Source organism: Phenylobacterium sp. (assembly GCF_024508875.1).
Classification (GTDB): Bacteria; Pseudomonadota; Alphaproteobacteria; order Caulobacterales; family Caulobacteraceae; genus Phenylobacterium.
This window is the reverse complement of the sequence record NZ_JANINU010000179.1, coordinates 16,998-30,511: the sequence shown is the minus strand read 5'-3', so window position 1 is coordinate 30,511 and position 13,514 is coordinate 16,998. Positions and strand designations below refer to the sequence as shown.

The following is a 13,514-nucleotide window of genomic DNA, read 5'->3' as shown; positions in this document are numbered from 1 at the left end:
ACCTGGAGATCAGCCTGGAGCAGGCCTATGCCGGCGCCGAGGTCGAGATCACCGTCCCGGTCACCCTCACCTGCGAGACCTGCGACGGTTCGGGCGCCAAGCCCGGCACCAGCCCCACCACCTGCACCACCTGCCATGGCGCCGGACGGGTCCGCGCCAGCCAGGGCTTCTTCTCGATCGAGCGCGCGTGCCCGCGCTGCGGCGGGTCGGGCCAGATGGTCATGGACCCCTGCACGGATTGCCGCGGCGCCGGCCACGTGCGCCAGCAGCGCACCCTGGCGGTGCGCATCCCGGCCGGGGTGGACGACGGCGCGCGCATCCGACTCGCCGGCGAGGGCGACGCGGGCCAGCGCGGCGGCCCACGCGGCGACCTCTACATCTTCATCTCGGTGAAGCCGCACGAGCTGTTCGAGCGCGACGGCCTGGACCTGCTCTGCACCGTGCCCGTGCCGATGTGCGTGGCGGCCCTGGGCGGCGAGATCGAGGCGCCCTGCCTGCTGGGCGGCGAGACCTGCGACGGCCAGTGCAAGATCGAGGTCAAGGTCCCCGAGGGGGCGCAGACCGGCAAGACCGTGCGCGTGAAGGGCCGCGGGATGCCCTCGCTGCGCGGACGCGAGCGCGGCGACCTGGTGGTGGAGCTGTTCGTCGAGACGCCCACCAAGCTCACGGCGCGCCAGAAAGAACTGATGCGCGAGCTCTCCGAAATGTGCGGCGAGCAGCACCACCCGAAGGCCGCCGGCTTCATGGGCAAGGCCAAGAAGTTCTGGAGCTCGGCCACGGGTCAGGCCTGAGCTTCCCCTCCCCTTTATGGGGAGGGAAAGTGTGCGCTCATTTCGCCTTCACCCGATACGCCACCAAGGCGTTGCCGGCCTGCTGGCCGAAGCTGGCGTAGCCCGAGCCGATGAACAGCATCCCGTCGCCGGCGAACGGCCCGGCCGCGTCGATCGAACCGCCGGCGCCCACAACCTTGTTGACGCCGGTGAACGGGACGGCGGTGTCGAAGCTGTTCAGCAGCTTGCCGGTGGCGGCCTCGAAGACGTAGACGCGCCCGTCCAGGCCGCCGGCCACGACCGCGCCGTCGATCACCACCGGCGGCGCCGAGAGGCCGAACTTGCTGTCGCAAGTGGGCACGCGGGCCTTGCGGCCGGCCTCGCAGTCGGCCTTCGCCTTCCACGACCAGGCGACCTTCCCGCTGGCCACGTCGATGGCGTAGAGGCCGGCGGCGTTGTCCTTCTCGGGCACGCCCGGGTCGGCGATGGGCACGTAGACGCGGCGGGCGTCCGCGGCGAGGCCCCAGTGGACGCCGCCCAGCGCGGTGCCCTTGCCGAACTGGTGGTGCCAGACCTGCTTGCCGGTGGCCGCATCCAGCGCCCAGGCGTCGCCCGACTTCTGGCCGCCCAGGATCAGGGTCTTGCCTTTGCCCCGCCAGATCACCGGCCCGCCGCCGAAATCGTGGTCGCGCAGCACGCTACCCTCGGCGGCGAAGAAGCAGTTGGCGCCCGGCGCGCGGCCGCCCGTGGGCGAGCCGATGGGGCACGACATGTTCCAGACGTCGTTGGCCAGCGCCTGGAACACCCACTTCTGCTTGCCGGTGGCCAGGTCCAGGGCGACCAGGCTGTCGCTGGTGGCGGTGGCGGGCGGCGAGGTGTTCTCGCCCGTGGCGGTGTAGACGACGCCGGCCTTCAGATCGACCGAGGGGCTGGACCAGATCGGCGCGCCCGAGGGGCCGTAGACGTCGACGCCCTTGGCGTTCTTGCGGCCCAGCGGCTGGGCGTCGGGCATGGTGTGCCAGGTCCACAGCACCTTGCCGTCGGCGGCCTCCAGCAGGGCGACGGCCCCGTGCGCCTTGCAGCAGGCGAAGGTGTCGCGCATCGAGTTGGCGACGTCGATGGCCGAGATCGGCACGACGATCCTGTCGCCCGCGAACACCGGCGTGCCCGAGAGCGGCACGGTCTTGTCGTGGCGCGGATCGACCTTCCAGGCGACCTTTCCGGTCTTGGCTTCGAAGGCGATGAGCTGGCCCTGGCCGTCGCCGCCGACCACCGCCCACGGGCCGTCCTTGCCCAGGCGCCCGTAGGCCAGGCTGGCGCGCACGCCGCCGGGGGTGGCCCACTTCACGCAGCCGGTCTTGGTGTCGAGGGCGACGACGTAGCCGGCCTGGCCGGCGGGATAGAACAGGGTGTCGCCCACGACCACGCCCTGGCCGCGCAGGCCCGAGGTGCGAGGCATGACGAACGACCAGGCGACTTCCAGGTTGGCGAGGTCCTTGGTGGTGAGCCCAGCTTGGCTCGCGCTCATGCGGCGGGAATTGTCGTGGTCGACGCCGAAGCCGATCTGGGCCGGCGCGGCGGTCAGGTCGACGTCGCGCCGGCCTTCGGGACAGCGGTTGTCGTCGATCCAGCCCGTGCCCTGCGGCCCCTCGGGCGCGGCGAGGTAGCTGACGACGTCGCGAAGCTGGCGCCGGTCGAGCCCGTCGCCGATGGGCTTCATGACGCCGGTGGTGAGGGCCGCCGTGATCGTCTGGGCGCTCATCTTGCGCAGCGACGCCACGGGCGGGGCGCGATCGCCGGCCGGCGGGGCGTTGTGGCAGGCGGCGCAGAACTGGTCGTAGACCGCCTTGCCGGGGGGCGGCGCTTCGTCGGTCGCCTGCGCCTGGGCCAGGCTGCCCAGGCCCCAGCCCGCCAGCGCGACAACGCTCGCCGCCGTAGCCGCCGCGGCCACACCCTTCCAACCCAACATGCGTTCCCCCGTACCGGTTCTTCGACCTTCCCGCGCAACCTAGCGGCGCCGTGCGGAAAGGGAATTGCCCTGTTGAAACCTGCGGCGCTTACGCCGGTCCCGCCCATCGGCTAAGAGGCGGCGCCGGCGCGGTCAGCCGGCCCTAAGGACGCGCCTTGAGGTTCCTCTATCCGCAGCCCGGGCTGGAGCAGGCGTTCGCGGCGGCGCGGACGGCCGACGACATGGACGCGTTCCTGACGCGCGTCGTGCGCCTGCCCGAACACTTCCGGACGTCGGACGTCTACGGCCGGCGCCTGTTCGCGAAGGGCCTCGACGCGCTGGTCCCGCGGATGGCGAGGTTCATGCAGCTTCGCGACCAGCCCGCGCGGGAAAAGTCCAACGCCAACGTCTGCATCCTGGCGACGCGGTTCTATCCCACCGGCGGGCACGGCCGGATCGCCCAGGAGGTCATCGAGCGCCTCCAGCCGGCCGGGGCGGTTACGCTGCTGACCGACATCTATCGCGAGCTGCGCTACGCCGACTTCTTCAACCAGCCGACCAACCGCAGCTTCATCGGCGAGCGCGCCTGCCTCACGCTTGGCTCGGAGCTGCTCGTGGAGCGGGTGCTTGAGACCTACATGATGCTGGCGGCCATGCGGCCCACGCGCATCCTCCTGATGAGCCACCCGATGGACCTGGTCGCCGTGCTGGCGGCTTGGCCGTTCCGGGACGTCGTGGAGTTCGTGCACCACGCCGACCACGTGCCGGCGCTGGGCGCGACCCTGCCCTTCGCCGCACATGTGGACGTGACCTACACCTGCCATCTCGCCTGCCGCGAGGCCGGTCTCGACGCCGCGTACGCCGGCATGGCCACGCCCGTCGCAACGCGCGCCATGGCGAGACCGTCCGACGGCGAACTGCGCATCGCGACCTGCGGCAGCGTCCACAAGTATCGCGGCCACGGGCGCCACCGCTGGGCGGACTATGTGGTCGCCGCCCTTAGCCGGCCGGGAGCACGGCTGTTCCACATCGGCGAGACCGACGAGGCCTTCCGGAGCGAACTGGTCGCCGCGCTGACCGCCGCCGGGATCGCCCTCGACCGCTATGTCCTCACGGGCTACCGCCCGAGCCTGCCGGCCGAGCTCGCCGCCCAGGGCGCCGACGCCTACCTGGCGAGCTATCCCGAGACGGGCGCCAAGGCGAACCTGGAAGCGATGATGGCTGGGATCCCGGTGCTGGTCCCGGGCGACGACGACCAGCCGCCGCTCGTGCGCTACCGCTCGCCCCTGCCCGGCTGGCGTCCCTTGAGCTCGCCGGGCGACCTGAACGCGGGCCTGGACTGGGCCCGGGCGCGGCGCGCTGGCCCCCAGGATGCGGCCAATATCGCGGCCCTGGCGCAGGAAGCCGCCCGCTTCGACGATTTCGCAGCCGGCCGCCCGCTCGCCCCGACGCCCGGCGAAGATCGCCTGGCCTGACCTGCGGCCGCATCGCCGTTTGCGGCGGCGCGTCCTTTCCGCTAGAGACACCCTCCGCTGAAGACGCACCCGTAGCTCAGCTGGATAGAGCGTTGCCCTCCGAAGGCAAAGGTCACACGTTCGAATCGTGTCGGGTGCGCCATTTCCCTCCCTGCTGTCGGGTTTCGTGAAACCCGACTCCTGTTTCACAAAGACGACTCCGCGACCTGGCCGCTCCTCAAGCACAGAGCGTTGCCCAAGATCGGAAACAGTCGAGGGCACAACAGGCTTCGAGTGGTAGTCGACCTCAAAGAGCAGCCTCATGACGGCCGTCCAAAGAAGGGCGATCTCCTTGAGCCTGCTGCGACCCTTCGAAGCCTAACGGTCTATGGAGCGTCAGCCAGCCGTCCGCGTCTCATGCATTCCGCGGGACTCGCCAAGAACGCGGCCTGATCGCAGAGCTTGATTCCCTTGGCCGCCGCCCTCTCCTGGCGTCGCTCTTCCCGCGCGGCATCCTCTTTGATGCTCCGTAAGACCGAATCTAGGGACGCGGGCTTCGTGACGGGTTTGTCCGCGCAGCCCGTCGCTTCCCAATAGGCCGCGGTGGGATTCTCGATCAGGCTGGAGCCCGCAGGGCCGAGTAGGATGACCGAGCGCGACATCCGCGATCCGTTTCGGGCCTCAGCGCACGTCGTCATGTTGTCGGGATGCCATGTCCGCACGGTCAGTCCATTCGCCGGTTGAGGACGAGTGGCGGGCAGTGGCGCCATGGCCGCCGACCATGCTCCGCGATCATTGGAGCAGTCGTACTTCGGACATGGCTCCGCAAGCGTCATCGCAGGCATTGCGATCAGGAGAAGAGTCCCAGTCGTTAGTCGGTAGGCGCGCATTGGTTGCCTCCACGGATAGGCTCTATCTTGCCGGTCCGAGGTAAACGAAATAGGCACTTTAGATCCTGGCGCACACTGCTCGATCACCGCTTCATCCTTGGGATGGAGTGGGAGGCGATCGTCGGGGCGAACATTCGCCGCCTGCGGAAGGAGAAGGGCCTGACGCAGGAGCAACTCGCCCGTGCGGCTGAGATAGCGCCACGCTATGTGGCCGGCGTGGAGAGGGCGGAGGAGAACCCTTCATTGCGGTTCCTGGTGAAGATCGCCAAGGCGCTGGGGACGGAGCCCGCGATTCTGTTGATGCGGGCGCCGAGTAGCGATCTGAATTCTTGACAAGCGCGATCATTGCGACTAACGCTCGTCGCAGCGTAGCGCATTGAGCGGTGCTCCTTCGGGCGCTCGCGCCTTCCCCCCAGTCACCAGAGCCGCGCTTAGCGCCAGGACCCATGATCTCCAACTCCTACAGCCTCGACGCCGTCGTGGTGGTGCAGCATCGCGGTCAGCCCGAAGCGTTCGCAGGTCCCTTCACGCTCGGCCTTCTGACCAACGCCCCCACCCCCGAGGGTGCGCACGCGAAGGAACTTGAGGCACCGTATGAACGTCCGGTCGTCGAGTTCGGACCGCCGGCAAGTGACAGGCCCGGTGGGACCCGCCGGAGCGGTGGACGGGTGAGCTTCGGCGCTATCGCAAAGCGCGCGGCTGAGGCCCGCTACGTCGGCATCTTCAAGGGCGACGACATCATCGCCTATGGGCGTCCGCAACCGTCAGCCGGCTTCGTGGGGCCAGAGGAGATCGCGTTTGAGCCCGCCGCCATCAGGGTACGGTTCTGATGACCACTGACGGGGTAATGCGAACCCTGATCAAGAGGGCGAGGCCGGCGACTGATCCCCAGCCGTCTTCAGTAAGGCGTGAGAAGACGTAGGAGCGACAAAGCCGCTATCCCCCAGCGTTAGCCCCACAACGCCGCCCAAGGCTTGATGTGCGCCCACCACTCGGCAGGCGTGAGGATGCGGATCGGGAGCTGGCGGAGGTGCTCACGCTTGCGAACGATCGTGCGGCGATCGCAGGTGCAGAACACATCACAGCCCAAACCGACGGCGTTGCCGATCAATTCCCGATCGGCGGGATCTGGCAAAGCTTCTGTGAACGGCGAATCGATAAGTCGCCGTCCAAGGTTGGCTGCGTACACAACGTCTTCGGTTGGAAGGCCCACGAGTTCGCCAGCGTAATCGAGAAGGCGATCCCGCACGGCGGGCTCGGGCGTCTCGCCGATCTCGGAGAGCGTCTTTCGCGAAGCGACAATCTCCCATGGGGCGCGTCCTCCAATATGGAACACGTGCATGAGAGCCTCAACGTCGTGAGCGCGAGTTACGTCCAACCCGGCTGGCAACCAAGCCTGTTCAAACACCTGCTCGCTGTATTTCACCAACAAGTTCACGACGTTTGTGTCGAGGAACACGCGCCTTGGGATGGCTTCGAATGGATGCTGCTCGCAATCGAGGCTGTGCTGAGCCTGACTCCGATACAGGACCCATCTGCCTCGGGCGCTGTCCCAGTGCTCCAGACCCATCATTCCACCTCGAATGCGCTGTGCTCATGCGGAATAAATCAAGAACACCGAGTCGGGTCCAATGCTTACTGCACCCTTGCTGGAGGCGACGGCCCATCGCGTCAGCGCTAGGCCAGCGTTGGCGGGACTTTGAGAACTCCACTAGGTGGACTGCGTCAGCGGAGCAGGTCAGAGAGCGCCCTGGAAGGCGTCTGGTTGTGCATCCAATGGAGGAAGGATCGGCATGGCTGATGAGCGCGGGCCCTTGGAACTCTATATCGACGCGGAGCGGCCGCTCTCGATAGTCGAGCTAAGTTCGATTCTCACGGCGCTCGACGCCGCTTTCAAACGCTTCGCAGCCAAGCGAGGTAATGAGCCGGCCGACGTGGCGCTTGGCGTTGCGGCGGTTCACTCCGGATCGCTGCGCGTGCTCCTGGACGTGATCGACGGGGCAGAGAAGCTGTGGAGCGCGCGGGAGCAACTGGCTCCCTTCGCGCAGAGCCTCGCAGAAGCCATGCAGATGCTGCTCGCAGGGGGGCGTGGGCCGACGCCGGCCGAGCGCCGCGCGTTGAAGTCGATTTCCGATCCAATCGCCAAAGGCAGCGCCACACAGATCAACCTCGTCAACAACGGCGAGATGCATCTGCATGTCGATGCCGCAACAGCGGAGGTCTTGGTTAGGGCGTTGCGGCCGGCGGAGCGCCCGCCGACGCCGGCCTCCCAGGTGGACACGCCGCGAATGTTGTCCGCCCGAGCGGCGAGATCACTGGCGGGTGCCGGTGTCGAGGGAACCGCCCTCGATGTCTATGGCGAATGGTACGCAAGGCTGCTGGGGGGCCGAGGCGTGCTTGTGCCGATGCGCGTATCCAAGGACATAAGCGATACGCTCGTCAGCGGAGGCCATTACCGTTTCCGCGGATCGGTCGAGACCGGTGCCCGTGGCGAGATGATCGGCATCTCAGTCTACGACATTGATCGCCTGGACCGCCCATAAACCTCCAGGCAACCGCCTGGCACAGCGCAATATGGCGGCTTCACGGAATCGTGGAATGCAACTATCGTCACGCCCCAAGGCGTGGCGGCCGGGGGCGACGCTTCGGAATCTCACTCGCCACACGGAACACTACGCCGGCTTGGGACGCGCGCTTTAATGACTCTTATAGCGCAACGCGATCCTAACCCGCCGTTGGTCCGCACGCCCCAAGAAGTTGATGCGCAGCTTCTAAAGCTCCTAGATGCGAAGAGCGCCGATCCAGACTTTTGGTCATCGAAGGACCGGGATCGGACCGACAGCGCGCACAGCATCTTCCAGTATCCTGCGATGATGGTACCCCTGGTCCAGCGTCGCCTACTCGGCGCCGTGCTTGAGGCCCGGCCTGACATCCAGTCCGTCTACGACCCCTTTATGGGCTCGGGCACCTCGCTGGTGAGCGGGATGCACTACGGCCTCAATGTCTACGGCAATGACATCAACCCGCTGGCGGTGCTCATCAGCCGTGTACGCACCGCACGGTCGGTAGAGTTCACCGTAGGCGCGATCGCTGAGCAGGTGGCAAGCAAGGCGGCGGCCGATCGGCGGGACACGATCGAAACCTCAATGGCGAACCGCGAGAAGTGGTTCCAGACAGACGTCGCGCTAGAGCTGTCCCGCCTGCGCCGTGCGATCCGCAAGTGTGACGACCTTTGGGTGCGTAGGTTCCTATGGGTTACGCTCGCGGAGACAGTTCGGCTGACGAGCAACGATCGAACCTCGACGTACAAGCTCCACGCCCGGCCGGCGTCCGAGATCGAGAAGCGGAACTTGTCGCCAATCACGGTCTTCCGAGATCTAGCGCGCGAGAACGCCGCGAGCTTCACGACCTTCAGACGTCGTCTGAAAGAAGCCAACCGGCTGAAGTCCGCTAAGTACGTCGCCGAGACGGACGTGCGGGTCGCCGACACGCGCAATGCGCAAGACTATTGGGGCGAAGCCGCGCCGTTCGACCTCCTGATGACGTCCCCGCCCTATGGGGACAACCTGACCACGGTCACGTACGGCCAACATTCCTATCTCCCGCTCCATTGGATTGACTTCAAGGACATCGACCCAGCGGCGGATCTCGCGACCCTCCGAACTACTCAGGAGATCGATCGCCGCAGTCTCGGCGGAACGGGAAGCGACCACGTGTGGACAGAGACGAGGTTGCTCGAAGCATCGCCCCGACTGAAACGCTTCGCTGGTGAACTACCAGGAAAGCCAGATGATGGTCGGGCCCGGCTGATCCGCTTTTACACGGACTTCGGAGCGAGCCTCGACAGCATCCTCAGTGTCATGAAGCCAAATAGCTACATGATCTGGACCGTGGGCAACCGCAACATTGCCGGGCAGCAAGTGCCAACTGACCTCGTGCTCGGCGAGTTGGTCGAAGGTCTAAGCTGCAAGGTAGTAACCACCCTGACGCGGCGCATTCATCACAAGCGGATGCCGGATCGGAATGCCAGTTCGGCGACGATGCGCGAAGAAAAGATCCTGCTCGTCCGTAAGGTCGAGGCCTAATCCTCATGGCCAATCCGCACTTCGACATCAGTGCGGCGGTCGTCCGGCAACTGGGCGACGAGCTGGTCTCCGACGAGGTCACGGCGATCGTCGAACTCGTGAAGAACGCCTATGACGCGGACGCCACCTACGCCCACGTCGTCGTCAACACTAAAGACGGGCCAACTGGCCACGAGACGAAATTCCCCAACGCCATCGGCTACGTGACCATCGAAGACGACGGCATGGGAATGGACCGCGCTGATATCGAGCGAGGCTGGCTCATGATCTCGCTGTCCGGCAAGCGGACCATGAAGGCCGCGGGGCAAACCACGCCGAAGGGGCGGACTCCGCTTGGCGACAAAGGGCTGGGCCGCCTCAGCACCCAAAAGCTCGGCCAGAACCTAGAACTCTACACTCGCAAGGATGGACAGGCCGACACGCTGCACGTCGCCTTCGCCTGGGATGCCTTCACGGACGACAAGAGCCTAAGCGAAGTCCCGGTCTCCATTGAGCCCGCAGCGAAGTCGGCTCGGAACAAGGGCACCATGCTCGCCATCTCGGGCCTGCGGAATTCGGAGGTTTGGCGCGGGCGATCGGTCGAGAAGCTGATCGCGGACCTCTCGCAGATCATCTCGCCCTTTGCTGAGGCGCGCCCCTTCTTGGTGACCCTCCGCATCGACGGACGCCCGATTGATCTAGGGCAGGTCTCGGCAAAGGTCCGCGACGCTGCCGTCGGGAAGTTTGTCATCGACTTCGTCGACGGCGCCATGGTGTTGACCGGGAAATTCCGGCTTGTGAAGCTTCGCGGAAATCAAGAGGTAGATGCTTACGAGCAACTGCTGGCGCGGGATAACGGCCGAGCGTTTCTTGACTACCTCAAGGGGCGCAAAGCGCCCGTCGATTTCAAACCAAGTGACGATCCGAACTACTTCTTGGCGTTTAGTTACGGCGTGCCGTTGTCGGCGCTTGGCGGCGTTGAAACGGTGCCGTCTACCGATCCGAATCAGCCGCTGATCGAAGCAAATCCTGGGCCGTTCCACGCTGAGATCGACGAATTTCTACTCCGAGACGATGAGATCGGAGCGAAGCTCGGGGGGCTCGCAAACACCAATGAAGTCAAAGCGATTGTACAGCTTCATGCGGGCATAAAGGTGTTCCGCGATGGCTTCGCAATCAAACCCTACGGGGTGAACGGCGAAGATTGGCTGGAGCTGAGCGCTCAGCAGACGAGCGCGACTTCCTACTACGGACTGCGCCCGCGCAACGTTATCGGCTTCGTGTCCATTAGCGAGGCGGCAAACGGCAATCTCAAGGAGAAGACGGACCGCGAGGGGTTTGTTTCCAACCCTTACTCTCAGAACTTCAAGCGCCTGATGGTCCATGCCGTTGAGAAGATTGGTGCCTTCTATTCGTGGATCCGCCGGAACTTCAACACCTACAAGGCGGAGCTTCCCGAGCGCTCCAAGCCCTTCGAGGGTGGCCGCAAGGCGATTGCAGACGCCGAGAGCGTATCTCGGCGTCTGGCAAGCTATAGCACGGCGGCCAAGTCGCTGGAGGCCAACACCGCCGCCGCTCGGCAGAAGATTGCAGCGGTAACGGCCCGCATCCGGCAGGCGCCTGTGCTGTCCAGCGCTGCCGAACGCGAGCTGGCAAGCTTGCTCACAGAAGCCCAACAGGCGCTCGAAGCCTCACAGGCTCTGTTTTCCGACCTGACAGGGTATGCAGCGGAAGCCAAGGACCTGGCCGATATCGTCGCCGTGCTGTCGCCGCGCTTAGATGTCCTGGCGGACCAGCTTCAGGACTTCTCGGAGCTGGCGGGCCTTGGGTTGCTCGCAGAAGCTCTGTCCCACGAGGTGCAGAATCAGACGGATCGCCTGATGCAGAAAGCGTCAGCGGCGGTGGCGCGCGCCAAAAGGTCCGCGCCCCCGAACGTAGACCTTCTGGTTTTGGGGCAGGAGGTAACCGCGGCGGCTTCGGCGCTGCGGCGGCAGATCGGCCATCTGTCACCTTCGCTACGCTACCAGCGCGATAAGATCGACATCTTCCAGCTCTCAAAGCTCATCGAGGACATCCGCGAGCACTTCGCAGATCGATGGACGGAGGGCGGCATAAGAGCGGAAATCTCGCCTGGCAGCACCGATTTCGCGGTGAAGACTAACCGCGGACGACTGACTCAGGTCGTCGACAATCTCCTCCTGAACGCCGAATACTGGCTGAAGGAAGCGCAGGCTCGCGAACGGAATTTCGAGCCAAAGGTGACCATCGCCTACGCGGCACCACGCCTGCGGATCTGGGACAATGGGATCGGCGTGGACCCAGCCGTCGAGGATGCGCTCTTCGAGCCCTTCATCACGTTAAAGCCGAAGGATGAGGGGCGCGGATTGGGTCTCTTCATCAGCGCCCAAATCCTGGAGTCGATGGGGTGCACGATCTCGCTCCTGAGCGAGCGTAACGAACACAATCGTCGGTACATCTTTGAGCTGGATCTCTCAGGGATCGTTGATGGGTAAGAAGCCAACACTCGCCCAGGCAAACGCTGCTGCTGCTCCGGTCGCTGTCGAGCCGGTCGAGGCTGCGTCGGTAGGGGCAGAGCCTGAGGTCGTGGTGCCGCCGGCCGAGGGCGCCGGATTGGCGGGCGATGACGCCAGCGCCCGGCTCGCCCAACTCTTTGCTCGCTTGAAAATCACCAAGATCGTCTTCGTTGACGATAAGGCCGAACTCCAGACCGACGCAGGCGCCGTCATCAAGGTGTTGGCGGCGAAGGGAGAGGCCAAGGAACCCCTGGCTGGCTTCTTTCCCGGCATCGCGCTCACGTTAGAGAATGATGCTTTGCTTGAGCAGTTGGCGGCGCGCCTGGGCGAACTCGATGCTGACGGTCTCGCGGCCCTTCGCGGCGTGCTGTCCGCTCAGAGCGACGACGCCGCCGAGCGTGAGGCGCTGGGTCGGCTACAGGACTTGTTGCCCGAGGGCACGATCGCACACTTGCTGACGCCCCACGCATGGCACGAGCGGCGAGACGCGCTGATGGAGGAATGTACCGAAGATCGCCGCACCTTATTCCTGTTTGACCAGGAGCTGGAGGTCGATGACGCGGCATTAGGTTTTGCCAAAGGTTCCGACATCATCCGCGACATGGCCGAGAAGGAGCGGACTGGCTTTGGCACTCGGTGGTTCTGCGGAATGCTGACCCACACGGTCGCGAAAGGCGAAGAAGTCGCGTCGTGGCAGGGGTTGGCGAAAAAAGAGAACCTCGACCTTCGGTTCTTCATGCCTATTGCCAAGACCACCTTGGACGACGCGCCGGCCTTCTATGGGGCGGTCTATCGGACCCTGATCAACACCTACTGCCAGACCATGAAAAGTCTGGCGTCCGAAGCCTTTGAGCACGCGTTGAAGGATGCTTTGGAACGGTTTTCAGACCTCGACCCGATCGACTTCGAGCATATGGTCGTCAATTCGTCTGGAGCCGAAGGCGTCTCGGAATTGGAGACTTTAATCAGACTGTATGGGATCATTCAGAAGGATCAGGTCAAAACACAGATCCTACAGCAGGCCCGAGTCGGGGAGTTCGCTGCTGCGGCGCGCGCAGCAAAGGAAATCGCCGACATTGGACGGGTGCTGTCGGCGACCTCGCAGGAGCGCCTGCACAAGCTCCGGCGCGAAGAGCTGTACGAGGGTGATCACCTCGTCAACAGCTATCATGACCCCCTTCGAAACGGGGACCTCTTCGAGATCGGCGAAGGCAACGACGTGAAGCTCTGGGTTCTTGTCGCCCAGCCATGCGACCTCATGGTGCGTAGCAATGGCAAGCGCGCGCGGGAGGAGAACTTCAAGGTCGCCGTCCTGGCGCCGGTCCGCACCAGGCCGTTGGGCGAGGCGAGCGGAGCGAAGGATGGACTGAATTTCTCTCTTGAACACTATGATCACGGCGGCGCTCAATCCGCCATCGTCCAATTTGCCGAAGCCACGCCCGCGAACCTGCAAGTGCTCGACCTCGCTGTTTTCAACAAGGACGGACATTGCCAATTGGCCGCCGAGCCCGACCCTGCCTTGAGCGTGCCGAGCCGGGCGTGGGAGAAGCGGGACGCCGAATTGCGAGGCCATTTCGGCAAGGTGACCAGCCAGATCGAGGCCGCCCGAAAGGCTCACAAAGACGCTGTCGCCGATCTCCTGGCGACCGCGATCATGCCTCGGGGCGCGCCGAAAAAGGCGTTCGCCAAGTATGGCGCCTACGCCAGCGGCGCGTTCACCTATCCCATTCGTCGGTGTGGTCGCATCCGTGATCCCTTGGCGACATCGTTGCTCTCGGCCTACAGCCGGTTCTTGGCGAGAGACGCCTACGAGCACGACTTCTCGAAGGCCGAATAGCGACGCTCGGGGGCGGA

Annotated in this window: 10 protein-coding genes and 1 tRNA gene; 9 read left to right on the top strand and 2 right to left on the bottom strand. The window is 65.1% G+C overall.

Going from position 1 to position 13,514, the window contains the following annotated elements; all coding sequences use genetic code 11:
• A partial coding sequence (gene dnaJ, locus Q0L11_RS13930) for a molecular chaperone DnaJ (protein ID WP_296598011.1) occupies positions 1–791 on the top strand: 791 nt, incomplete at its 5' end.
• Positions 792–828: 37 nt separating this feature from the next.
• Here the strand turns inward: dnaJ and Q0L11_RS13925 are convergent.
• Positions 829–2,739: a PQQ-binding-like beta-propeller repeat protein gene (locus Q0L11_RS13925; protein ID WP_296598010.1), complete on the bottom strand. Its 1,911-nt coding sequence runs from the start codon at positions 2,737–2,739 to the stop codon at positions 829–831.
• Between the two features lie 155 nt (positions 2,740–2,894).
• Here Q0L11_RS13925 and Q0L11_RS13920 point away from each other — a divergent pair, with 155 nt between their 5' ends.
• The 4 genes from Q0L11_RS13920 to Q0L11_RS13905 all read left to right on the top strand — a co-directional run bounded on the left by Q0L11_RS13920 (position 2,895) and on the right by Q0L11_RS13905 (position 5,892).
• Positions 2,895–4,193, top strand: a complete 1,299-nt coding sequence (locus tag Q0L11_RS13920) for a hypothetical protein (RefSeq protein ID WP_296598008.1) — start codon at positions 2,895–2,897, stop codon at positions 4,191–4,193.
• Positions 4,194–4,258: 65 nt separating this feature from the next.
• Positions 4,259–4,335: transfer RNA gene (locus Q0L11_RS13915), tRNA-Arg, on the top strand.
• 829 nt (positions 4,336–5,164) lie between these two features.
• The gene (locus Q0L11_RS13910) at positions 5,165–5,395 is read left to right on the top strand and encodes a helix-turn-helix transcriptional regulator (protein WP_296598012.1); all 231 of its coding nucleotides are present in this window, start codon (positions 5,165–5,167) and stop codon (positions 5,393–5,395) included.
• A 113-nt stretch (positions 5,396–5,508) separates the two neighbouring features.
• Positions 5,509–5,892 carry a hypothetical protein gene (locus Q0L11_RS13905; protein ID WP_296598007.1) on the top strand — a complete coding sequence of 128 codons (384 nt, stop codon included), beginning with the start codon at positions 5,509–5,511 and terminating at the stop codon, positions 5,890–5,892.
• A gap of 119 nt (positions 5,893–6,011) precedes the next feature.
• Here the strand turns inward: Q0L11_RS13905 and Q0L11_RS13900 are convergent, their stop codons facing one another.
• Complete coding sequence (locus Q0L11_RS13900) at positions 6,012–6,632, bottom strand: hypothetical protein (RefSeq protein WP_296598006.1); 621 nt, start codon at positions 6,630–6,632, stop codon at positions 6,012–6,014.
• A 244-nt stretch (positions 6,633–6,876) separates the two neighbouring features.
• Between Q0L11_RS13900 and Q0L11_RS13895 the strand changes: the two genes are divergently transcribed.
• The 4 genes from Q0L11_RS13895 to Q0L11_RS13880 all read left to right on the top strand — a co-directional run bounded on the left by Q0L11_RS13895 (position 6,877) and on the right by Q0L11_RS13880 (position 13,497).
• Positions 6,877–7,605 (top strand): hypothetical protein, encoded by a 729-nt coding sequence (locus Q0L11_RS13895; protein ID WP_296598005.1) that lies wholly within the window; start codon positions 6,877–6,879, stop codon positions 7,603–7,605.
• A 192-nt stretch (positions 7,606–7,797) separates the two neighbouring features.
• On the top strand, positions 7,798–9,147 hold the full coding sequence (locus Q0L11_RS13890; RefSeq protein WP_296598004.1) for a hypothetical protein: 1,350 nt from the start codon (positions 7,798–7,800) through the stop codon (positions 9,145–9,147).
• A 5-nt stretch (positions 9,148–9,152) separates the two neighbouring features.
• On the top strand, positions 9,153–11,639 hold the full coding sequence (locus tag Q0L11_RS13885) for an ATP-binding protein (protein ID WP_296598003.1): 2,487 nt from the start codon (positions 9,153–9,155) through the stop codon (positions 11,637–11,639).
• The gene (locus Q0L11_RS13880; protein ID WP_296598002.1) at positions 11,632–13,497 is read left to right on the top strand and encodes a hypothetical protein; all 1,866 of its coding nucleotides are present in this window, start codon (positions 11,632–11,634) and stop codon (positions 13,495–13,497) included. The genes Q0L11_RS13885 and Q0L11_RS13880 overlap by 8 nt, the downstream gene beginning before the upstream one ends.
• Positions 13,498–13,514: the final 17 nt, after the last annotated feature.

What these genes read in the sequence shown, in the direction of transcription:
- Q0L11_RS13925 (WP_296598010.1), bottom strand. Translation starts at nt 2,739, where the DNA reads ATGTTGGGTTGGAAGGGTGTGGCCGCGGCGGCTACGGCGGCGAGCGTT.
- Q0L11_RS13910 (WP_296598012.1), top strand. Translation starts at nt 5,165, where the DNA reads ATGGAGTGGGAGGCGATCGTCGGGGCGAACATTCGCCGCCTGCGGAAG.
- Q0L11_RS13905 (WP_296598007.1), top strand. Translation starts at nt 5,509, where the DNA reads ATGATCTCCAACTCCTACAGCCTCGACGCCGTCGTGGTGGTGCAGCAT.
- Q0L11_RS13900 (WP_296598006.1), bottom strand. Translation starts at nt 6,632, where the DNA reads ATGGGTCTGGAGCACTGGGACAGCGCCCGAGGCAGATGGGTCCTGTAT.
- Q0L11_RS13885 (WP_296598003.1), top strand. Translation starts at nt 9,153, where the DNA reads ATGGCCAATCCGCACTTCGACATCAGTGCGGCGGTCGTCCGGCAACTG.
- Q0L11_RS13880 (WP_296598002.1), top strand. Translation starts at nt 11,632, where the DNA reads ATGGGTAAGAAGCCAACACTCGCCCAGGCAAACGCTGCTGCTGCTCCG.